Origin of the sequence: Streptomyces sp. NPDC014882 (genome assembly GCF_043081325.1) — a bacterium.
Lineage (GTDB): Bacteria > Actinomycetota > Actinomycetes > Streptomycetales > Streptomycetaceae > Streptomyces.
Genome location: NZ_JBIBWL010000001.1, coordinates 25,933 through 47,327 on the forward strand (window position 1 = coordinate 25,933; position 21,395 = coordinate 47,327).

Below are 21,395 nucleotides of genomic sequence, written 5' to 3' on the forward strand. Positions count from 1 at the left end.
CTGTCCTCGCTCTTGTCGGTCAGTCGGTCGACGACGCGCCATCGCGCCGCTCGTCCCGGCGCGAACGTTTCTTGTCGGAACGCTGATTGCCTGCGGCACCACGAGGCACGGCCGGATCACCTGACGTGTTTTCACCGCTCCTGTTGCCGGGAGTTCGACCCTTCGGCGTTCCGATCACGCCTTCAGTGCTGCCGATAGGGCGTCGAGCCGTCTGCCCCGAACCTTTACTCGTCGTAGGGCCAGACTTCCCGATCACCCCACGTTGGCCGGGCTTCTCCCCCGTGACGCGCGAGGTCCGCGCGCCCTCACTGCCGACGACCGTGCCGCGCGGCAGTCTGGAACCGTTGGTGCCGGAGGCCCCGCCGGTGACTGGCCTCCCGCCGACGACGCCATCGCCGGCACGCCCGGCTCCGGAGCGCCCAGCGCCTGAACGCGCAGGATTCGTGGCGCCCATGCCAGTGACTGGGCCACGGGGGACACCTCCCGTGCGTCCGGCGGCCTCCCCCCCAGACCTCGGCACTCCGCCAACTACGCCTCTCCCGATAGGGCCAGCGCCGCGTCCCCCTGCTTGCCCTGACGCGGTGGCGCGTCCTGTCGGTCCCATCGGACCGGTTCCCGTACGCCCTGTTACGGTGCCCCCCGGTACACCACCGACTCGTCCTTGTGCCGTGATGGGCAGCTTGCTCACTGGCACACCGCCAAACCTTGAGGTGTGCCCCGTCTGTCCTCGGAAGGCAGGAGGTGCCGCACTAGGGGCGAAGGGGGGAACAGTTCCCGTCGGAGTTCCGTTGGGACTGGTCGGCGACGGCGGCGTTATGGTCGTAGGCTTCCCGGTCTCCTGCACAGGCAATGTACCGACGCTGTCCATCTGTGTACCCACGTGGTGTTCCGGGGACGGGAGCGAGGCGTCAACGTTCTTAGGGACCGGCGACAGGTTCTCCGCATCTGGTCGCACCACCGCAGAGTTCGCAGAGTGCTGGCGCGTGCCTTCCGAAGCACTGGCGCGTGAAAGCGAGCCCGATGGCTTTCCAGGTTTAACCGGCGTAAAGCCCGGCGGCGGCGCCGGCACCCCCACATCCGGCATCTTGGGAAACACCGGTTCCTCCGCCAGCTGCATCATCCCGCTCGACACCGTGTAGAACGACGCCAGTCGGTACATCTGGTTGATCGCCTCTTGGCGGTCCTTCTCGGCCTTGACCGCCGCCGCGTAGTCCTTGTTGGAGTCGACCTGCGCGGGCACCGGGAAGTCGTCGACCGTCTTGCGGTCGGTGCGGGTGTCGCGCGGTGGCATGGACTTGCGTACGGAGGCGAGGCCGGAGCCCGCCGCCAGGATCTGGGTGCCCACCTGGTCGGCGTAGTCGGCGAGTGCCTGGGCCGTGGTGGTCAGGTCGGTGCCCCAGGTGTAGAACGCGTTGTGGGCCTCGCCCTCCCAGTCGACGGCGCCGAGGTTGCGGCTGAGTTCGTCGGCGGCCTCCTTGATGGCGTCCCGGGCGTCGACGAGGGCCTTGGCCGCGCTCTCCAGCGTCTCCGGGCTCGCCGACTCCACGATGTCGATCATCTCGTTGAGGTCGCGGCCCTCGAAGTTGCTCGTGCCGAAGTTGACGGGACCGCCGCCGTAGAACGGACTGACCGCGGCGGCCACGTTCCGGACGTTGTCCACGCTGGAGTTCTGCTGGGCCGCGTCCTGGCGTTCGGCCTGGTAGTGGTCGGGCTTCTTGTCGCCGCCGCTCATCAGTACCCCGCGTCCGTGTGGTCGGCCTTGTTGTCGCGCTTGAGGTGCTCGTCGAGCATCTCGGTGCGGTCCCGGTTGACCTCGGTCCGGATCTGGTGGAACCGGTAGCGCAGGTCGTCCTCGAGGTTGTCGAAGGTGACGTCCACGCCGTGGACGGCGATCTGCATCGCCTCGAGCTGGAGGCCGAGCGACTTGGAGAGCGTCGTGATGCGCTCGTGGACGCGCTCGTACTCCAGGTGAAGTGTCTTCGCTTCCGGGAAGTCGCCCGCCCCGAAAGCGGTCTCCGACAGGCTGTGCGCCGCGACCTTGGACGAGCCGCCCGCCGAGTCCTCGAAGGCGGTCAGCAGGTCGTCCACGCGCTTCTTGAACGTCGAAAGCGCCATCAGGCCACGCCGTACGTCGGCGGCACCACCGCCCGTGTCTGCAGGAAGCATGAAGCCTTCCCTCCCCGTTCCCCGTTGTCCGCGGCCGTCCTGAGCAGCCCACGCCCCTCAAGTGTTCATGACCGCAACATGTCCACTGTAGTGACTTCCACCGACAGCCCCAACTGCCATACGGAACAGGTCTGCTACCTCCCGGCGGGGCTTCACCGGTTCTTCACGGAAGGAGCAACGGTCGGTCCGTGGACCAGTCTTGCCGGGGACGGCACCGGATGCCGCCCGTGCAGATACCTATTCCGCACCCGCTCACGTACTCACCTCGCCCCCGCGACCCTCCGGGCCCGGCGCCGTGCGTCGCGGATCGCCACCGCCGTGCCGCCGAGGCCCGCGACGAGGACGGCCGCGGCCACGGTCACGTACGTGGCGAGGCGGGCGTTGCGTTCGTCGGGGGTCTCGCCCACCTGGAACTTCGCGGCCGTGGGGGCCTGGGCCCGGATGAGGCCGTCCTGGGGACTCGGGGACTCGATCGGGTGGTCGTCCTCCGTGAGGGCGCGGACCGGGTCGACGACTCCCCAGCCGACCCGGAGGTCGTGACCGACGATCGTGCGCTCGGCGGTCTGCTCGATCTGGGCGACGACCTGGCCGGCGGTCCAGTCGGGGTGCCTGGCCTTGATCAGGGCCGCCACGCCCGCGACGTACGGTGCCGAGAAGCTCGTGCCGTTGTCGGAGCAGTGGCCGCCCTGGGGCACCGTGGAGATCATGTCGACGCCGGGGGCCGCCACGTCGACGAAGTCACCGGACTGCGAGAACGGGGCGCGTTCGTTGTTGCGGTCCGAGGCGGCGACCGCGAGGACGCCCTCGTAGGACGCCGGGTAGGTCTTCTTGATGTTGCCGCCGGCGCCGTCGTTGCCGGCCGAGGCCACGACCACGACCTCCCGGGCCAGCGCCTCGTCGATCGCCTTCTTCAGGTCGGGGTCGGGCTCGGCCGCCTGCGAGGTGTCCTGGGAGATGTTGATGACCTGGGCCTTGGCCTGGACGGCGTAGCGGATCGCGTCGGCCAGGGTCCCGGTGTCGCCGTGGCCCTCCGCGTCGTTCTGCTGGATCGGGATGATCGTCGCCTCGGGGGCGAGGCCGACGAAACCGGTGCCGCCGACGGGGCGGGCCGCGATGATGCCGGCGACCTTGGTGCCGTGCCCGACGGTGTCGGTCGTGCCGTTCTCGGCGCCCCGCTCGATCGGTTCGCCGTCCTCGTCCTTGAGGTTCTTCGGCAGGAGGTTGCGGCCGCTCTTGGCGTCGACCGCGGCGGTGAGCTGCGGGTTCTTCACGTCCACGCCGGTGTCGACGACGGCGACCCGCACGCCCTCGCCCTTGGACCGGCTCCACAGCTCGTCCAGGAGGACGCGCTGGAGGGACCAGGGGCGGCCCGGGTACAGGCCGTTGGGGAAACTGCACTGGTCGGAGTAGGGCAGTTTGCCGGCCGCCTCGGCGGGGGGCGCGAGGACCGTGGCCGTCGTCAGCAGTGTCGCGGCCGCCGCCAGCGTCGTACGGAGCACGGCCGTCCCCCTCCTCACGAGCCCTGCGGCTGGCGTGCCGCGGCCGTCGACAGGCGCGGGCCCGTCGGCAGGAACTTCGACCAGGCGGCGGGGATCGGCGCCGGGGCGACGTCCTTGTAGCCGAGCCGGTTCTGGGCCTGCTGCGCCTCGCGCTGGAGCTGCTCGCGTTCCTTGGCCGTGGTGCCGATCCCGGCGTCGTCCGTGGCGCTGTCGGCGTTGGACTGCAGGACGTAGCGCAGGCCCGTGTCGGTGACGAGGAACACCGGGCCGGTCTTGGTCTGCTCGCCCTGGAACTGGCGGTAGAGCTGGCCGGAGCCGGGGGTGACGTAGGCGCTGGAGGCTCCGGTGGGCAGCTTGGCCGGGTAGTCCGTGCCCACCCAGGTGCTGAGGGTGGTGGCACCCGAGCCGGCGTCCACGTCGCGCAGGACGTTGCAGATCGTGCTGCGGCTGCCGGAGGCGGCCGACGCCTCGTTGACGGGCGCCGGGTCCCCGGTCGGCCAGTTGTGCTCGGTGCCGAAGGCCTGGCCCGGCACGATCGCGCCGGGGCTGACCTCGTGGGCCTGTCCGGCCTGGCCGAGGGGGGCCAGTTCCTCGCTGAACAGCAGCAGTTGGGCGATGAAGGCGGAGACCGGGGCGACCCGGCCGGGCAGCACCACGTAGTACTGCTCCGTGTTGTTGTCGAACGCCTTGAGGACCGTGCCGACCTTGTTGACCGAGGCGTCCAGCTGCCCCGGTGCCCCGGCCGCCGCGCCCGGCTGCCCGGTGACCGTCGGGAAGGTGATCGCGTCGCCCGGGTGCAGGGTGGCCAGCCACTCCGCGGAGACCCGCTGGGGCTCGCGGCCGGAGCCGACCACGGCGCGCAGCAGCAGTTCGTCGCTCTTGTCGACGGGGTAGACGGCGCCGCCCGCGTCCACGACGTAGCGCTTGCCGTCCGGGTCGGCGACGTACAGCAGTTGGCCGCCGTGCAGGCGTCCCTTGCCGTCGGTGAGCTTCATGTCGCGCGAGGAGAGCACCAGCGCGGCCTTCTGGACGGAGCCGTCGCCGCCCGCGCCCGGACGCTCGCAGACCGCCCAGCGCTTGCCGGTGCCCGCCTCGGACGCCGGGGGCAGCCGGTCCGGCGCGTACGGGATGCCGATGGTGACGCCGTGCGGGATCCTGCCGTTGTCGAGGACGGACTCGGCGACGGTCACGACGTCACCCTTCCCGTCGGCGAGGAGCAGTTTGGCGGAGGCCATGTTGAGGACCGGGTGGAGCTGGACCTGGCCGTCGGTCTTCAGGACGACGTACCGCGTCGTGGACTTGCTGGCCACGATCACCTTGGCGTTGGGCTCGTCCCAGCCCTTGGGCGCGGTCGGCTTGAACATGCCCCACGCCCCGAAGACCGCCATGACGATCACGCCGACGACGATGCCCGGCAGGACGGAGCGCAGGGGGCGCGGCGCTCCCTCCTCCGAACCGTCGGGCGACGACTGCAGGAAGGCCGCGAGCATGCGGCGCTTCGCGAAGGTGTAGGCATTGAGCTGATCGCGCCGGGATGCCATCTGTCTGTGTCTCTCCCCGTTCCCCGCTGTTCCCCGTTTTCCGTTTTCCGTTTTCTGTTTTCCGTCCGGGCCGCACGCGCGGGTGACGCGGTCCCTCGCCCCCGATGTCGGAGCGGCCCCCTACTATGCCTGGTATCCGTGCGGACTTGGGGAGCGGGTAGGGTTCCCGGGCCGTCAAGTGCCCTGTGGGGTGCTGGTTTACGGGCGGGTCGTGAGCAGAACGGGGAGATGGAGTGATGGCTTCGGGAACGCGCGTGCGCTCCGGTGGCCGGTCGCGGACGCGGGGCTCCTCGGCGTCCGGACCGCGGCCGCCGCGACCGCCGCAGGCTTCGCAGCGGCCGACGGCGTCGGGGGCGCTCCATCTCAGGGTGCGTTCGGGGCACGCCGGGGCGTTCCGGCTGCGACGCCTGGTCCTGTGGGAGACCGCGGCCGCCGTCCTGCTGGTCGGCTGGGCGATCGGCCCGGTGGCCCTGGGGGCGGCCGGTGTCGTCGCGGCGGTGCTGGTGGTGCTCTCGGTGGCGCGCCGCCGGGGCCGTTCCCTGCCGGAGTGGCTGGCCACCGCGCGGGCGCTGAAGGCACGCCGCCGGCAGGCCGCCGGGCTGGAGCTGCCGCCCGGGACCGAGCCGGGGTTCGCCCCGGCCCTGGAGTGCGACCCGAGCCTGCGCACCTACGAGTACGGCAGCCGTGACCGGCGGCCCGTCGGGATCGTCGGCGACGGCACGTTCGTCACCGCCGTGCTCCAGGTCGAGGCGGACGCGACGGCGCTGCGGGCCGAGCGCAGCCGGCAGCCGCTGCCGCTCGCCCTGGTGCACGACGCGCTCGACGTGGACGGGATCCGTCTGGAGTCCGCGCAGATCGTGCTGCACACCCAGCCGGCGCCCGCGCTGCACCTGCCGCGCCAGTCCGTGGCCGTCGCCAACTACGCGCCGCTGCAGGAGCAGACCGGCGCACCGGCGGTGCGCATCACGTGGATCGCGTTGAAGCTGGATCCGGAGCTGTGCCCGGAGGCCGTCGCCGCGCGCGGCGGCGGTCTGGTCGGCGCGCAGAAGTGCGTCGTACGGGCGGCCGACCATCTGGCGAGCCGGCTGACCGGCGCCGGGTTCCGGGCGACCGTGCTCGACGAGGAGGGGCTGACGGCCGCCCTCGCCACCTCGGTGTGCGCCAACCCGCTGGTGACGGCGGAGGCCGGGCGGACCGGGGCGGTGGACCGGCGCACCGAGGAGTCCGGCCGGAGCTGGCGGTGCGACAACCGGCGGCACACGACGTACTGGGTGCGCCGGTGGCCCGCGCTGGGCGGCGACGGCGGTCCGTCGCTGCCGCAGTTCGTCGCCCTGGTCACCGCCGTTCCGGCGCTGGCGACGACCTTCAGCCTCACCCTCGCGCGCGGCGAGCGGCAGGAGGTGTCCCTGAGCGGGCACGTCCGGGTGACGGGGCGCAGTGACGACGAACTCGTGGCGGCCAGGCGCGCGGTGCAGGGCACGGCCCGGCACACCGGTGCGGGACTCGCCCGCCTCGACCGCGAACAGGTGCCCGGCATCCTGGCCACGCTGCCCCTCGGAGGTGCGCGATGACGGCGACGACGGCACGGCCCGGCGCACCCGAGCCCTCCTCCGGCGCCCCGGGACCCCGGTTGCCGCGGGCCGGCTTCGGGCTGCTCGGCCCGCGGCACGCGCGGCACACGGTGTCCGTGGAGCAACTGGGCGCGCTGGCGCTGCCGATCGGGGACGACGGCGTCGTCATCGGCGTGGACGCCGAGGGGCGGCCCGCCGTCCTGGGCGTCAACCGGCCCACGCCGTACGACGTCGTCCTGATCGGGGGTCTGTGGACCGCCCAGGTGCTGGCGCTCAGGGCGGCGGCCACCGGGGCGAGGGTGGCCGTGGAGACGGGCCGGCCGCAGGCGTGGGCGCAGATGGTGCACGCCATGGGCGGCGGGCAGAACGGCCTGGCGGTGTACGAGGTCGGCCGGGTGCCCCCGCAGGGCGCGTCGGCGGGCACCCCGGTGCTGGTGGTGCGGGACTGCGGGATGCGCCCGCCGCGCGGACGCGTGGCCTCCGGGCCCTGGCAGGCCGTGCTCACCCTGCTGCCGTACCTCTCCCCGGTCGCCCCCCGGCTGCTGCGGCAGGCGAGGCTCGTCGGCGTGCAGCGGATCTCGCCGGACGAGTCGGCGGAGCTGGGTCGCGCGCTGACGCTGCCGCGGGCGGACGTGGAGGCTCTGCCGACGCTCGCCGACGGCTTCACCCTGTGGTGCGCCGACCGCGACCGGCAGTACGTGATGACGCAGCCCACGGACGCGGAGATCGGGTTGCTGGGCACGCCCCGGCGCATGGACTGAGCCGGTCCCCGGCCTTTCCCCGGTTTCCCTCCTTGCGGTTGCCCGGTTTCCCTCTTTCCGGTTGCCCGGTTTCCCTCTTTCCGGCTGTCCCGTACGGCAGTTGTCGCGTTATGGCCGTTTTGTTGGGGCGCGCGGCGCGCGAGCTCACTCGTCGGGAAGCCGGTGACGTGATGGACTGGTGCCGAGGGTGGGCGGGCCTGCCTGGACGGAGCGTCCGGTGATTAGGCTGGTGCCGGGCGCGATGCCGGAAACCGTGGGGTGGGCGTCGGTGTCCCGGGGGGAAGCCGGTACTCCGGACGCCCCCGGACGGCCTCGGACCACCGCGTACGACGAGAGACGGTCGCCCCGGCACGGCTTGAGGGTGCTCGACCACACCAGGAGGAACTGTGAGCAGCGATCGGGACGGGATCCGCGGGGGCTGGGCCACACCCGGCGATGACCAGACCGACGCGGAGTCCGCCATCGAGACGACGGGCGAGTTCACCATCGACTACGCGCCGCCCGCTTGGTACACGCAGAACGCGGCGGGTGACGCGGGGGCCCGGCCGGGCACCGGATCGGCCGCGGGTGGCGGTGGGTCGGCTCCGCCGGCCCAACCGGACGTGACGCCCGGCGCGCCGTACGCGCCCCCGGGTTACCCGGCGTCCGGAGGGCCCTTCACCCCGCCCCCGCCCCCGCCCCCGCCGGCACCGGCGCCCGCGTCCCCTCCCGCGGCCGGGGCGCCGTACCCGTCGCCCGCGGCACCCGCTCCGGAAGCGCCGTTCCCTCCGGAAGCGCCGTTCGCTCCGTCCGTGCCGCCCGTGGCTTCGCCGGCTCCCGTCGGTGAGCCGGTCGCCGTGCCCCGGTTGCCGGCGGACGGCGGGTTCGAGCCGCGGCAGCCGCAGCCCGCGGCGCCCGCCGCCGGGGAAGAGGACGGTTCCGGGAACGGTGACCTGGAGAGCGGCGCGACCATGCGCTTCTCGGCGGTCGCCCTGAAGCGGCAGCTCGCGGAGCGGGCCGAGGCTGCACAGCCGACGGCCGGCGGCGGGCCCGGGGCGGACGCCGCGGCCCCGGCCGGTGACGCCGGGACCGCCAGCGACGAGGCCCACCGGACTCCGCCCTCCGGCGCCTCCGAGATCCCCGGGACCTCCGGGACCCCCTCGGTCTCCGAGGCGGAGGCCGAGGGGACGGACGCCGAGGGGACGGACGCCGGGGGGACCGACGCCGAGGCCGGGTCCGGCGAAGCGGCGCCGGAGGGCGCCGCCTCCGACGCGGCGGGCGGGGTCCGGCAGGACGCCGGACCGGCCGCCGAGGACGACGCGGCGCCCGCGGACGTGTCCGCCGTCGCCGGGGATCCCGCCGCTTCCGCGACTTCCGCCGCCGGACCGGCCGACGCCGAGCAGGCGGACGAGGCCCCCTCGGACGGTATGCCCGCCGCCGAGCCGGACGCCCCGGCAGGGGCCGAGCCGTCGGCCGACGCGCCCGCGGACGCGGCCCCGGCCGCCCCGCCGTCGGACGCCGTCCTCACGGACGCGCCCGCCCCGCAGGACACCCCGCCGGCCGCTCCGCCCGCCTGGGCCCCCCCGCCGGCCCCGCAGAGCGGGCTGCCGCCGCTGCCGCCGTCGTACCAGCCCGCCGCGCCCGCGCCCGCGGCCGAGTGGCCGGCTCAGCCGCAGCCGGCTCAGCCCGCCCCGGCCGCTCCGCAGGCTCCCGCGCCGGCGGCCTGGAGCCCCGCGCCGCCCGCCGCACCGACGGCGGAACCCGCGCCCCAGTCGGCGTACGGCTTCCCCCGGCCGCCCGCCCCGGCCGCCCAGCAGCCGGGCACCCCGCCCGCGCCCGACGCGCAGGCCGGGTACGGCTTCCCTCAGCCTCCGCCCCCCGCGCCCGACGCCCCGGCCGGGTACGGCTTCCCCCAGCCCCCGGCCCCCGCCGCCCAGCAGCCGGGCACCGCGCCCGGCTCCCGGCCCGGCTACGGCTTCCCGCCGCATGCCGCGCCCAACTCCCAGCCGGGCTACGGCTTCCCCCAGCCGCCCGTCCCCGACTCCCGTCCGGGCCAGGGTCTTCCGCAGCCTCCTGCTCCCACGCCCCCCGCCGCTCCCGGTGGTTACGGCTTCCCCCAGCAGGCCCCGGCCGCCCCGGAGCCGCCCGCGCCCGGCCCTCACCAGGCCCCGGCCCCTCCCGCCCCGCAGGCACAGACCGCCCCGCCGGCGCCGACGGCACCCGCCGGCTACGGCTTCCCGCAGCCCCCGGCTCCGCAGGCCCAGCCCGGCGTCCCCCACCAGGCGGACGGCCCCCCGCAGGCCGCCCCGCCGCAGGGGTTCCCGCAGGGCGCCCCCCAGGGTTTCCCCGGACAGCCGCCGCACCCGGCGCAGGCGGCACAGTCGGCACACCCGGCGCAGCCGCCGCACCCGGCACAGGCGGCGCACCCGCCGCAGGGCGCACCCGCGCCGCAGCCTCCCCCGGCTCACCAGGCCCCCGTCGATCCCCGGGCCGGCGCCGCCTGGCCGCAGCCGATCCAGCACGATCAGCGGCAGCCGGTCAACCCCGGTGCCGCGCCGCTGGGTTACACCGCGGCCGTCGAGCTGTCCTCCGACCGGCTGCTCAACAACAAGCGGCAGAAGGCGAAGAGCAGCCGTCCGACGGCCGGCGGCGGCCGGTTCAAGATCGGTGGCAAGAAGGAGGAGGCGGAGCGGCAGCGGAAGCTGGAGCTGATCCGGACGCCGGTGCTGTCCTGCTACCGCATCGCGGTCATCAGTCTCAAGGGCGGCGTCGGCAAGACGACCACGACCACCGCGCTCGGCTCGACCCTCGCCACCGAGCGGCAGGACAAGATCCTCGCGATCGACGCGAACCCCGACGCCGGCACGCTCGGCCGCCGGGTGCGGCGCGAGACCGGGGCCACGATCCGCGACCTCGTCCAGGCGATCCCGTACCTCAACTCCTACATGGACATCCGGCGGTTCACCTCGCAGGCCGCCTCCGGCCTGGAGATCATCGCCAACGACGTCGACCCGGCCGTCTCCACGACGTTCAACGACGAGGACTACCGGCGCGCGATAGACGTCCTGGGCAAGCAGTACCCGATCATCCTCACCGACTCGGGCACCGGCCTGCTCTACAGCGCCATGCGCGGGGTGCTCGACCTCGCGGACCAGCTCATCATCATCTCGACGCCGTCGGTGGACGGCGCGAGCAGCGCCAGTACGACGCTGGACTGGCTGTCCGCGCACGGGTACGCCGAGCTGGTCTCGCGGTCCCTCACCGTCATCTCCGGCGTCCGCGAGACCGGCAAGATGATCAAGGTGGAGGACATCGTCAGCCACTTCGAGACGCGGTGCCGGGGTGTCGTGGTGGTGCCGTTCGACGAGCACCTCGCCGCCGGTGCCGAGGTCGACCTCGACATGATGCGGCCGAAGGTGCGGGAGTCGTACTTCAACCTCGCGGCGCTGGTCGCGGAGGACTTCGTCCGGCACCAGCAGATGCACGGCCTGTGGACCAGCGACGGCAACCCCCCGCCGGTCGCCGCCCCGCCCCTGCCGGGCCGGCCCCAGCCGGGCCAACCCCAGCCGTACCAGTACCAGGCCCAGCCGCAGCCGCAGCCGCAGCCGGGGCAGCCGTATCCCGTCGCGCCGCAGCAGCCCCACCCCCAGGCGCCGCAGCAGCCGTACCCGCAAGCGCCGCAGCCCGGCCCGCCCTACCCGAACCACGACCAGCAGCACCAGCAGCACCAGCCCGCCTACCCGCCCCACCCCCAGGGCCCGGACGGCCGGACCCCTCCCCCGCCGCCCCCGCAGCGGTAGCGGCGACGGGAGAGGGGCGGCCGGTGTCCTCGGACACCGGCCGCCCCTCTCCCGTCGTGGGGGCGGGCGGGCTACCGGCCCGCCTCCGCCACCAGTTCGCGGCAGCGCTTCACGTCCACCGCCATCTGCTCCAGCAGCCCGTCCAGGGACTCGAACTTCGCCTGGCCGCGGACGAAGGCCAGGAAGTCGACGGCCACGTGGAGGCCGTACAGGTCGAGGCCGACGCGGTCGATGGCGTACGCCTCCACCGTGCGCTCGGTGCCGTCGAACTGCGGGTTGGTCCCGACGGAGATGGCGGCCGGCATCGCCTCGCCGTCCACCTGCAGCCAGCCGGCGTAGACGCCGTCGGCCGGGACCGCGGTGTGCGGGAGGGTCTCCACGTTCGCCGTGGGGAAGCCGAGTTCCCGGCCGCGCTGCGCGCCCCGCACGACCACGCCCTCGACGCGGTGCGGCCGGCCCAGGATCTCCGCGGCGCCCTCGACGTCGCCCTCGGCGACGAGGCGCCGGGTCAGCGTCGAGGAGAACGGCTCACCGCCGCCCGCCTCTCCGCGGACGAACAGGTCGACGACCTCGACCTCGAAGTCGTCGGTCTTGCCCTGCTCGGTGAGGAACGCGACGTCGCCCGCGGCCTTGTGGCCGAAGCGGAAGTTGGGGCCCTCGACGACCGCCTTGGCATGCAGCCTGTCGACCAGGACCTTGACCACGAAGTCGGCGGGCGACAGCTTCGAGAACTCGGTGGTGAAGGGGAGGACGAGGACCGCGTCCACGCCCAGGTCCGCCATCAGTTCGGCGCGGCGGTGGTGCGGGGCGAGCAGCGGCGGGTGGCTGCCGGGCCGCACGACCTCGCTGGGGTGCGGGTCGAAGGTGACGACGACGCAGGGCAGGCCCAGCTCGCGGGCCCGGTCCACGGCGTGCCGGATGATCAGCTGGTGTCCGCGGTGGACGCCGTCGTAGGAGCCGATGGTGACGACGCTGCGCCCCCAGTCCTGGGGGATGTCCTCCAAGCCACGCCAGCGCTGCACTGTGACCGCTCCTCGAACCCGTGTCCGTATTTGTCGTATATTCGTATGTTCGTGCGTTCGTGTGTTCCGTTGACCGCGTACGCAGCTCTAAGGGTGCCATGCCGGGTGTCCCCGGCCCGCATCGGGCTTGGGCGCTGTGACCCGCCCCACTGCCCCGGACCGTCCGGCGCGGCCCCTGATCAGACGGGGACCCGCGCGCCCGCCAGGTGCTCGATCGCGCGGCGGGCGTCCGGGCCGACCAGGGCCGCCCACTCGGCCGGCTGCCCGGCGAGCACGGCCGCGAGCTGCGCGGCGAAGCCGGGGAGGTGACGGGCCAGGTCGACCAGGCCGCGGTCGAAACGGGCGGCGCCCTCCGGGGTGCGGCCGAGCAGGAGGCCGGTGCGGTGGACGAGGACGCGCAGGTCCGCGCCGCCGAGCCGGCCGGCCGCGTGCAGCACGGCGTCCAGGACGGCGACGTCGTGTTCGCGGGCGAGCAGGAAGTCCAGCAGTTCCCCGCGGAGGGCGCCCGGGCCGGTCAGGACACCGGCCAGGGCGGCCCGTACGGCCTCGGATCCGCCGTCCAGCAACCCGGTGACCAGGGGAGACAGCACGTCCGGGGCGGGGTGGCCGAGGTCGAGGCGCTCGTCGAGGCACGCGGCGAGGTCGCCGACGGCCTCCGGGCGCCGCTCCAGCACCTCGCGCAGGAGCGGGGCCACCCGGCGGGCCAGGGCGGGCGTGGTGGCGTCGACCAGGGCGCGCAGCAGGGGCCCGGTGTCCGTGCCGGGTCCGGCCAGCCGGGCGCGGCAGGCGTCGAGGACCGGTCCGGGGTGGGTGGCGAGGGCGGTGAGCAGCGCGCTCGGGAGGAGGTCCGGGTCCTCCCGGGCGAACCGCTCCAGGGCGCGGGGAAGGTGCCGGTCGCGGGCCTCGGGGTCGCGTACGAGGAGGGCGAGCGCGGCGCCGTGGAGGTCCCGGTCGGCGGGGCGGGCGAGGACGGCGAGGGCGGCGTGCCGCAGCAGTTCGCGGTCGGGGCGGGTGCGCGCGTGCGCCGCCGCGCGCGGTCCGTAGGCCATCGCCGCGGCCCGCCGCCGCGGTCGTTCGTCGCGCGCCCACCGCTCCACGGCCCGGCACAGGGCGGAGGGTTCGTCCTCGGCGAGCACGGCGAGGAGTTCGTCGGCCCGCGGGTGCGCGCGGTCCGCGAGGACCTCGGTGAGGTCGTCCAGGCCGCGGTGGCGGTGGGTGTGCAGCAGGGCCTGCGCGGCCGTCGCCACGGTGGCGTGCGGCGTCGCGGGAAGCGGCCGCTCGTCGTCGAACCAGAGCGCGAGCAGCGGCTGTACGGCGGCGGTGTCGTCGGCGAGCAGCCGGGCGACGGCATCGAGGTGGCGGGGCACGTCCTCGGCGTCCGGGGCCGGGTCCGCGAGGACCAGCCGGCGCAGGAGGTCGAGGCGAAGGCCGGCCGGGAGCGGCAGGTCGGCCCAGAAGTCCGGGCCGAACCGCTCCGGACGGTCGCCCCACTCCGGCCCGTCGCCCCGGTCCGGCCCGTCGCCCCACTCCGGCCCGTCGGCCGGCTCGGGCCGGTCGGGCCGGTCGCCCCGGGAGACGACGAGGTCGGCCAGGAGGCGCAGGACGCCTGTGTACGGGGTCGCGTCCGGGACCCGTGACAGGGTCTCGGCGAGCAGCCGGGCGGCCCACCAGGACCCCGGGTCGGCCTCCAGGGCACGGGTCAACTCCACCAGGCGCGCACCGAGTCGACCGGTCCCCTGCTGCCGGCCGAGGTGCAGCAGGGCCTGGACGACGGGACCGGCGCGGTGGTGCGGGACGGGCAGCGGGTGGCTGCCGCCGGCGGTCCGCGGGCGGTGGACGAGGGCGCGCAGGGCCTCGTCCAGGTCGAGGTGGAGGCCCTGGAGCCAGTCGGCGAGTTCCTCGTGGGCGAAGCGGTAGCCCTCGCCGGCGGGCACCAGGAGCCCTTCGGCGAGGACGGCGGGCGCCCAGCCGGTGCCGCCGCCGAGCCGGGCCGGCGCGGGCCCCCACGGGAACACCGCCTCGAACGACGTCCGGTCCAGCTCGCCCTGGCCCGGCCCGAGGCAGCGCCGGGCGGCCTCGTGGACCTGTCCGGACACCTTCGCGGCGAGCAGGCGTACGGCGGTGCCGCGCACGCCGTTCTCCGCGGCCAGCCGGACCGCGATCCGCAGGCACAGCAGGTCGAGGTGGGCGGCGAAGACCTCGTCGCGTCCGACGGGCCCGGCGGGGACGGTGTCGGGGAGGGCGGCGCGGACCTCCGCGTACAGGCGGAGGGTGAGGGGGTGCCGGGCGTCGGGGCCCGCGAGGGCGGTGTCCGGGACGCCGAGCCGGGCCCGGGCCTCCGCGGCCTCGTCCTCGGTGAGGTCGCCGAGCGGGACGTGGGGCGGCAGGCCCCGGTCCGCGCGGCCGTGCAGCACGCCCGCCGGGAAGTGCGGGCCCGCCTGCTCCCAGTGCTCCGGCCGGCACGCCGTCACCAGCCGGGCTCCGGTCTCCCGCAGCCAGCCGACGGTGCCCGCGGTCCACTCGGGGAGGCGGTGGGCCAGGAGGGGCGGCATCTCCTCGGGGCCGTCGAGGACGAGCAGCATCGGGCGGCCGGCGGCGCGGGCGAGGTGGGCGAGCCGCTCCGGGGTCGGGTCGTCGAGTGCGGGGACCGGGCGGGACGCGGCGACGATCCGGGCGGCGCGGGTCAGTGCGCGACGGGCCGCGTCGGCGACGGAGCGGTCCGCGTCCCGCAGGTCGGCGCCGCGCAGCCACAGCGTGGGCGCCGGCTGCGGGCCCCGGGCGCGCCGGCCGGCGAGGGCCGCGAGGGCGGTCGTACGGCCGCTGCCGGGGGCGCCGACGAGGGCGAGGACGGCGGCCCGGCTCTCGGTGAAGGCGGCGAACTCGCGTGCGGGCAGGGTCCGTTCGGCCGTGGTGTGGGGGTGGGCGGGCGGTCCGCCGGAGCCGGCGGAGGTGGCTGCGAGTTCGAGGACGCCCGCCAGGTTGAGGTCGGCGCCGTAGGCGGGGACGGTGGCGGCGTTGCGGGCGAGCAGGTCGGCGAGGGGGCCGCCCGGCGGGCCGGGGCGCAGGGGGACGGCGAAACCGGTGTCGTGGTGGTCGGAGCGCAGGGCGGTGCCCAGGACGGCGACGACGGCGCCGGTCCCGGCGTCGAGCACGGGCCCGCCGGCCGCTCCCCCGCCGAGCCGCAGCGCGTCCCGCCCCGCCGTGCCGATGGCCAGCTCCAGGCACCCGGCGAGGCGGTGGAGGCGGTCCGCGGCCGCGTACGTCGCGCAGGCCGACCCCAGCACCCGTGCCTCGCGCCAGCAGCCTGCGGGCAGCCGGACGTAGGTGCCGCTGCCGACGCCCTCGCGCACGGTGACCGGCAGGGGGTCCGCGTCGAGGCCCTGGGTGCGGACGAGGGCCAGGTCCAGTTCCGGGAGCGGGGTGACCTCGTCGGCGGTGACGACGCGGCCGCGGTCGCCGTCACCGTCGGCGTACAGGACGAGGCGGGTCAGGCCGTCGACGGCCTCGTGGCTGGTGACGACGGTGCCGTGGTGGTCGGCCAGGAAGCCGGTGCCGCGGGGGCGGCCGGCGAGGTCCTGGACGCGGATCAGCGAGGGTCCGGGGAAGGGGCGCGGGTCGTCCTCGTGCGCCGCCCGGGGGCCGTGCCGCGGTGTGCCGCGGTCTCCGCCGGTGTGCGGGCCCCGTCCCGCCATCGCCGTACCTCCCCGCCGCGCCCGTGTCCTGCGGTCGACGGTAGGCGCGCGGTGATCGGCGGGACGGACCGCGAGACGAACGCGCCCCCGTGCACTCCCCGGTTCACTCCGAGCGCCCGTCCGGACGGGTGAATGAACGGGGCTCGTCGGACACAGTCTGGAGGTGGGGGAAACCAGGGGGAACCGAGGGGGGACCGTGGAGCGGCGGCGGAACGGGCCCCCGTGCCCGCCGCTCCACGGGCGGCCGCCCCGCCGGCAGGCGCCCCGCAGAGAGACGCCCCGCCGGCGGGGCCGGATGTCTCCGGCGTGGTCCGCCGGACCGGCCCCGGGAGGCCTCAGCCGAAGACGGCCAGGCTCTTGGCCTTGCCCTTCTGTTCCTCCACCAGCGCCAGGAAGCGGCCCTCGGGGTCGAAGACCCCGACCGCGCCGGCGCCCGCGTACTCCTCGGGCATCTCCAGCCGCACCCCGTTGAGGAGCAGCCGGGCGCGCTTCTCGTCCACGTTCCAGCGGGGGAAGGCGGCCTCGGCGGCCTCCGCGACCGGCATCACCGTCAGCTCCTCCTGGAGCTGGTCCAGGGTGCGGGCGGAGTCCAGCTTGTACGGGCCGACGCGGGTGCGGCGCAGGGCCGTGAGGTGACCGCCGACGCCCAGGTCGGCGCCCAGGTCGCGGGCGAGGGCGCGGATGTAGGTGCCGGAGGAGCAGACCACCGAGACGATCAGGTCCAGGACCGGGGTGCCGTCCTCGGCGACGGCGTCCCGGACGTCGTACACGGTGAACGAGGAGATGGTCACCGGGCGGGCCGGGATCTCGAAGTCCTCGCCGTCGCGGGCGCGCTTGTAGGAGCGCACGCCGTCGATCTTGATGGCGCTGACCTTGGACGGGACCTGCATGATCCGGCCGGTCAGCTTGGCGACGCCGGCGTCGACGGCGTCCCGGCCGACCCCGGAGGCGTCGGTGGCGGAGGTGATCTCGCCCTCGGCGTCGTCCGTCAGGGTGTTCTGGCCCAGCCGGATCGTCCCCAGGTACTCCTTCTCGGTGAGCGCGAGGTGCCCGAGGAGCTTGGTGGCCTTCTCGACGCCGAGGACGAGGACGCCCGTCGCCATCGGGTCGAGGGTGCCGGCGTGGCCGACGCGGCGGGTCCGGGCGATCCCGCGCATCTTGGCCACGACGTCGTGCGAGGTGAAGCCCGACGGCTTGTCGACGATGACAAGGCCGTCGGGCGGGGTCTGCTTCCGGTTCATTCGGCGGCGTCGTCCGTCTCGTCGTCGTCACCGGGCTTCTTGTAGGGGTCGGCGCCGGCGGCGTACCCGGCGCCCGCGGAGGCCTCGCGCACCTTCTCGTCGGCCTGCCGCGCCCGGTCGAGGAGGTCCTCGATGGTGCGGGCGTTGTCCGGGAGGGCGTCGGCGACGAAGCTCAGCGTGGGCGTGAACTTCACGCCCGCCGCGCGGCCGACCTCGGAGCGCAGGACACCCTTGGCGCTCTCCAGGCCGGCGGCCGCGGCCGCCCGCTCCTCGTCGTCCCCGTACACGGTGTAGAAGACGGTCGCCTCCCTGAGGTCACCCGTGACGCGGGTGTCCGTGATGGTGACGTGGGAGCCGAGCCGCGGGTCCTTGATCCCGCGCTGCAGCTTCTGGGCCACCACCTCTCGGATGAGGTCCGCCAGCCTCTTGGCGCGCGCGTTGTCGGCCACTGGTCCGTCTCCCGTTCTTTCTTCTCTTGCGTTCTGTGGTGTGGTCAGCCGTCGTGTTCGCCGTGGAGACGGCGCCGGACCGACAGCAGCTCCACCTCGGGGCGGGCGGCGACCAGCCGCTCGCACCGGTCCAGTACATCGGTCAGATGCTCCGTGTCACCGGACACCACGGCCAGGCCGATGACGGCCCGGCGGTGCAGGTTCTGGTGGTCCACCTCGGCCGCGCTCACCGCGTACTTGCGCTGGAGCTCGGCGACGATCGGGCGGACGACGGAGCGTTTCTCCTTCAGCGAGCGTATGTCGCCGAGGAGGAGGTCGAAGGACAGAGTCCCCACGTACATGGGCAACCGGTTCACCCGCCGGTACGGGATCGATGGCCCTGTTCTGAGCGGACAGGGGCATCACGAACGGTACAACGATCCCGGCCGCGGCTCGACGGGGTTTTCCCCGCTCACCGCCGCCGGAACGCCGCACCGGCCGGCGGGGACAGCGCCCCGCCGGCCGGCACGAACCGTGGGTGTCACACCCGCGGCTTCTCCCGCATCTCGTACGTCGCGATGACGTCGTCGATCTTGATGTCGTTGAAGTTTCCGAGGTTGATACCACCCTCGTAGCCTTCGCGGATCTCGGTGACGTCGTCCTTGAAGCGACGCAGGCCCTCGATGTTGAGGTTCTCCGCGATGACCTTGCCGTCGCGGATGAGGCGCGCCTTGGTGTTGCGCTTGACCTCGCCCGAGCGGACCAGGACACCGGCGATGTTGCCGAGCTTGGACGACTTGAAGACCTCGCGGATCTCCGCCGTGCCCAGCTCGAACTCCTCGTACTCCGGCTTCAGCATGCCCTTCAGGGCCGCCTCGATCTCCTCGATCGCCTGGTAGATGACCGAGTAGTACCGGACGTCCACGCCTTCGCGCTCGGCCATCTGCGCCGCGCGGCCGGCCGCGCGGACGTTGAAGCCGATGACGATGGCGTCCGAGCCCATCGCGAGGTCCACGTCGGACTCCGTGACCGCACCGACACCGCGGTGCAGGACGCGGATGTCGACCTCTTCGCCGACGTCCAGCTGGACCAGCGAGGACTCGAGGGCCTCGACGGATCCGGACGCGTCACCCTTGATGATCAGGTTCAGCTGCTGGACCTCGCCGGCCTTCAGGGCCGCGTCCAGGTTCTCCAGGGAGAACCTGCGCGTGCGCTTGGCGAAGGCGGCGTTGCGCTCGCGGGCCGCACGCTTCTCGGCGATCTGACGGGCCGTACGGTCCTCGTCGACCACCAGGAAGTTGTCGCCGGCACCCGGGACGTTGGTGAGACCCAGCACCTGGACCGGAGTCGACGGACCCGCCTCGGCGACGTTGTTGCCGTTGTCGTCGAGCATGGCGCGCACGCGGCCGTAGGCGTCGCCCACGACCATCGTGTCGCCGACCCGCAGGGTGCCTCGCTGGACGAGGACCGTCGACACGGCACCGCGGCCGCGGTCGAGACGGGACTCGATCGAGATGCCCTGCGCGTCCTGGGTCGGGTTGGCCCGCAGGTCGAGCGAGGCGTCGGCCGTGAGGATCACGGCCTCCAGCAGCGAGTCGATGTGCAGACCCTGCTTGGCGGAGATGTCGACGAACATCGTGTCGCCGCCGTACTCCTCGGCCACCAGACCGAACTCGGTGAGCTGACCGCGCACCTTGGTCGGGTCGGCGCCCTCGACGTCGATCTTGTTGACCGCGACGACGATCGGGACCTCGGCCGCCTTCGCGTGGTTGAGCGCCTCGACCGTCTGCGGCATGACGCCGTCGTTGGCCGCGACGACCAGGATCGCGATGTCGGTCGACCGGGCACCGCGGGCACGCATGGCGGTGAACGCCTCGTGGCCCGGGGTGTCGATGAAGGTGATCTTGCGCTCTTCTTCGTTGACCTCGGTCGACACCTGGTAGGCACCGATGTGCTGCGTGATGCCGCCGGCCTCGCCCGCGATGACGTTCGTCTTGCGGATGGCGTCGAGCAGTCGGGTCTTGCCGTGGTCGACGTGACCCATGACGGTGACGACCGGCGGACGGACCACCAGGTCCTCCTCGTCGCCCTCGTCCTCGCCGAACTCGATGTCGAAGGACTCGAGCAGCTCGCGGTCCTCCTCCTCGGGGCTGACGATCTGAACCGTGTAGTTCATCTCGTCGGCGAGGAGCTGGAGCGTCTCGTCGGAGACGGACTGCGTGGCCGTGACCATCTCGCCGAGGTTCATCATGACCGCGACGAGCGACGCCGGGTTGGCGTTGATCTTCTCGGCGAAGTCGGTGAGGGACGCACCGCGCGACAGGCGAATGGCTTCGCCGTTGCCGCGAGGCAGCATCACGCCGCCGACCGACGGGGCCTGCATGGCCTCGTACTCCTGGCGCCTCTGCCGCTTCGACTTGCGACCGCGACGCGCGGGACCGCCGGGACGACCGAAGGCGCCCTGCGTGCCACCACGGCCGCCGGGGCCGCCGGGACGGCCGCCGAAGCCGGGACGGCCACCGCCGCCACCGCCCGGACCGCCGGGACGACCGGCGAAACCGCCGCCACCGGCACCGGGGGCGCCGGGACGGCCGGCGAAGCCGCCGCCGCCACCGCCGGGACGGCCGGCGAAGCCGCCGCCACCGGGACGACCGCCACCGCCGCCGGGACGACCGCCGCCGCCGGGACCGCGGCCGCCGGGGCCGCCGCCGGGACGGGGGCCGGCAGCCGGACGCTGCGGCATCATGCCCGGGTTGGGACGCGGTCCGCCCGGACGCGGAGCGCCGCCCTGGGGGCGGGGCATGCCGGACGGGGACGGACGCGCGCCGCCCGGAGCCTGCGGACGCGGACCGCCGCCCTGGGCGCCGGGCGCCTGGGGACGGGGACCGGCGCCGGGGGCACCACCGGGACCGCCGGGACGCGGACCGCCGGGGCCGCCCTGCGGGCGCGGGGCCTGCGGACGGGCCATGCCGGCGTTGCCGCCGGAGGTGAAGGGGTTGTTGCCGGGACGGGGACCGGCCGGACGGGCACCGCCCGGACGCGGGGCGCCGCCACCGGAGCGCTGGCCCTGCGCGGCGGCCGGGCGCTGGCCCTGACCGCCCTGCTGGCCCTGGCCGGCGGCCGGACGGCCGGCGGGACGGGGCGCGCCGGGACGCGGGCCCTGGGAGGCCGGCTTCTGGGCGGCCGGGGGCGCCGGCGGAGCGGTGAACTCCGGGGCGGCCGGGGCCGGACGCGGTGCGGGCCGGGGGCCCGGACGCGGGCCGGAGGCCGCCGGGGAGGGGGCCGCCGGAGCGGGGGCCGACGAGGCGGCCGGAGCCACGGGCGCGGCGGGCGCCGCGGGTGCGGCGGGCTGCGGGGCCGTCGGCGGCTTGGGGGCGGCCGGCCGCGGTGCGGCCGGACCCGGACGGGCCGCCTGCGCCGGCGAGGGCGCCGCGGGCCTGGGGGCAGCCTTGCGCGGGGCGGGCTTGGCGGACCTGCCGCTGCCACCGCCCTGGAAGGCGTCAGTCAGTTTGCGGACAACGGGCGCTTCGATGGTCGAAGACGCCGAACGGACGAATTCACCGAGTTCCTGGAGCTTGGCCATGACGACCTTGCTCTCCACCCCGAACTCCTTGGCGAGTTCGTATACCCGGACCTTAGCCACTTCGCTCCTTTTAGGTCCGGGTGTGTCCGGACCGTCGCTACTTCATGGGCGT

Annotated in this window: 13 protein-coding genes; 3 read left to right on the forward strand and 10 right to left on the reverse strand. The window is 74.7% G+C overall.

What is annotated here, in order from left to right; genetic code table 11:
- Positions 1–19: 19 nt before the first annotated feature.
- The 4 genes from ACF09K_RS00110 to eccB form a co-directional block, all read right to left on the reverse strand.
- Complete coding sequence (locus ACF09K_RS00110; RefSeq protein ID WP_392240209.1) at positions 20–1,732, reverse strand: hypothetical protein; 1,713 nt, start codon at positions 1,730–1,732, stop codon at positions 20–22.
- On the reverse strand, positions 1,732–2,166 hold the full coding sequence (locus ACF09K_RS00115) for a hypothetical protein (protein WP_392240210.1): 435 nt from the start codon (positions 2,164–2,166) through the stop codon (positions 1,732–1,734). The genes ACF09K_RS00110 and ACF09K_RS00115 overlap by 1 nt, the downstream gene beginning before the upstream one ends.
- Positions 2,167–2,426: 260 nt before the next feature.
- Positions 2,427–3,665, reverse strand: coding sequence for a type VII secretion-associated serine protease mycosin (gene mycP / locus ACF09K_RS00120; RefSeq protein ID WP_392240211.1), 1,239 nt, complete (start codon positions 3,663–3,665; stop codon positions 2,427–2,429).
- A gap of 14 nt (positions 3,666–3,679) precedes the next feature.
- Positions 3,680–5,206: a type VII secretion protein EccB gene (gene eccB, locus ACF09K_RS00125; protein WP_392240212.1), complete on the reverse strand. Its 1,527-nt coding sequence runs from the start codon at positions 5,204–5,206 to the stop codon at positions 3,680–3,682.
- Positions 5,207–5,442: 236 nt separating this feature from the next.
- Between eccB and eccE the strand changes: the two genes are divergently transcribed.
- The 3 genes from eccE (at position 5,443) to ACF09K_RS00140 (ending at position 11,317) form a co-directional block, all read left to right on the forward strand.
- On the forward strand, positions 5,443–6,777 hold the full coding sequence (gene eccE / locus ACF09K_RS00130) for a type VII secretion protein EccE (protein WP_392240213.1): 1,335 nt from the start codon (positions 5,443–5,445) through the stop codon (positions 6,775–6,777).
- The gene (locus ACF09K_RS00135; protein WP_392240214.1) at positions 6,774–7,538 is read left to right on the forward strand and encodes a hypothetical protein; all 765 of its coding nucleotides are present in this window, start codon (positions 6,774–6,776) and stop codon (positions 7,536–7,538) included. Before eccE ends, ACF09K_RS00135 begins: the two co-directional genes overlap by 4 nt.
- Before the next feature lie 386 nt (positions 7,539–7,924).
- On the forward strand, positions 7,925–11,317 hold the full coding sequence (locus tag ACF09K_RS00140) for an SCO5717 family growth-regulating ATPase (protein WP_392240215.1): 3,393 nt from the start codon (positions 7,925–7,927) through the stop codon (positions 11,315–11,317).
- A 71-nt stretch (positions 11,318–11,388) separates the two neighbouring features.
- On the opposite strand, the gene ACF09K_RS00145 is transcribed toward ACF09K_RS00140, so the two are convergent.
- The 6 genes from ACF09K_RS00145 to infB form a co-directional block, all read right to left on the reverse strand.
- Positions 11,389–12,339: a bifunctional riboflavin kinase/FAD synthetase gene (locus tag ACF09K_RS00145; protein WP_392240216.1), complete on the reverse strand. Its 951-nt coding sequence runs from the start codon at positions 12,337–12,339 to the stop codon at positions 11,389–11,391.
- A gap of 179 nt (positions 12,340–12,518) precedes the next feature.
- Complete coding sequence (locus ACF09K_RS00150; RefSeq protein ID WP_392240217.1) at positions 12,519–16,031, reverse strand: trypsin-like peptidase domain-containing protein; 3,513 nt, start codon at positions 16,029–16,031, stop codon at positions 12,519–12,521.
- Positions 16,032–16,366: 335 nt separating this feature from the next.
- Positions 16,367–17,272, reverse strand: coding sequence for a tRNA pseudouridine(55) synthase TruB (truB, locus tag ACF09K_RS00155; RefSeq protein WP_392240218.1), 906 nt, complete (start codon positions 17,270–17,272; stop codon positions 16,367–16,369).
- On the reverse strand, positions 17,269–17,721 hold the full coding sequence (gene rbfA, locus ACF09K_RS00160) for a 30S ribosome-binding factor RbfA (protein WP_392240219.1): 453 nt from the start codon (positions 17,719–17,721) through the stop codon (positions 17,269–17,271). The genes truB and rbfA overlap by 4 nt, the downstream gene beginning before the upstream one ends.
- 44 nt (positions 17,722–17,765) lie before the next feature.
- Positions 17,766–18,062, reverse strand: coding sequence for a DUF503 domain-containing protein (locus tag ACF09K_RS00165; protein WP_392240220.1), 297 nt, complete (start codon positions 18,060–18,062; stop codon positions 17,766–17,768).
- Positions 18,063–18,241: 179 nt separating this feature from the next.
- Entirely contained in the window at positions 18,242–21,343 is a 3,102-nt protein-coding gene (infB, locus tag ACF09K_RS00170; protein WP_392240221.1) for a translation initiation factor IF-2, read from the reverse strand.
- Positions 21,344–21,395 lie beyond the last annotated feature (52 nt).

Excerpts from the sequence above, each read along its gene's own strand:
- ACF09K_RS00110 (WP_392240209.1), bottom strand. The coding sequence starts at position 1,732 with ATGAGCGGCGGCGACAAGAAGCCCGACCACTACCAGGCCGAACGCCAG.
- ACF09K_RS00115 (WP_392240210.1), bottom strand. The coding sequence starts at position 2,166 with ATGCTTCCTGCAGACACGGGCGGTGGTGCCGCCGACGTACGGCGTGGC.
- eccB (WP_392240212.1), bottom strand. The coding sequence starts at position 5,206 with ATGGCATCCCGGCGCGATCAGCTCAATGCCTACACCTTCGCGAAGCGC.
- eccE (WP_392240213.1), top strand. The coding sequence starts at position 5,443 with ATGGCTTCGGGAACGCGCGTGCGCTCCGGTGGCCGGTCGCGGACGCGG.
- ACF09K_RS00135 (WP_392240214.1), top strand. The coding sequence starts at position 6,774 with ATGACGGCGACGACGGCACGGCCCGGCGCACCCGAGCCCTCCTCCGGC.
- ACF09K_RS00150 (WP_392240217.1), bottom strand. The coding sequence starts at position 16,031 with ATGGCGGGACGGGGCCCGCACACCGGCGGAGACCGCGGCACACCGCGG.
- truB (WP_392240218.1), bottom strand. The coding sequence starts at position 17,272 with ATGAACCGGAAGCAGACCCCGCCCGACGGCCTTGTCATCGTCGACAAG.
- ACF09K_RS00165 (WP_392240220.1), bottom strand. The coding sequence starts at position 18,062 with ATGTACGTGGGGACTCTGTCCTTCGACCTCCTCCTCGGCGACATACGC.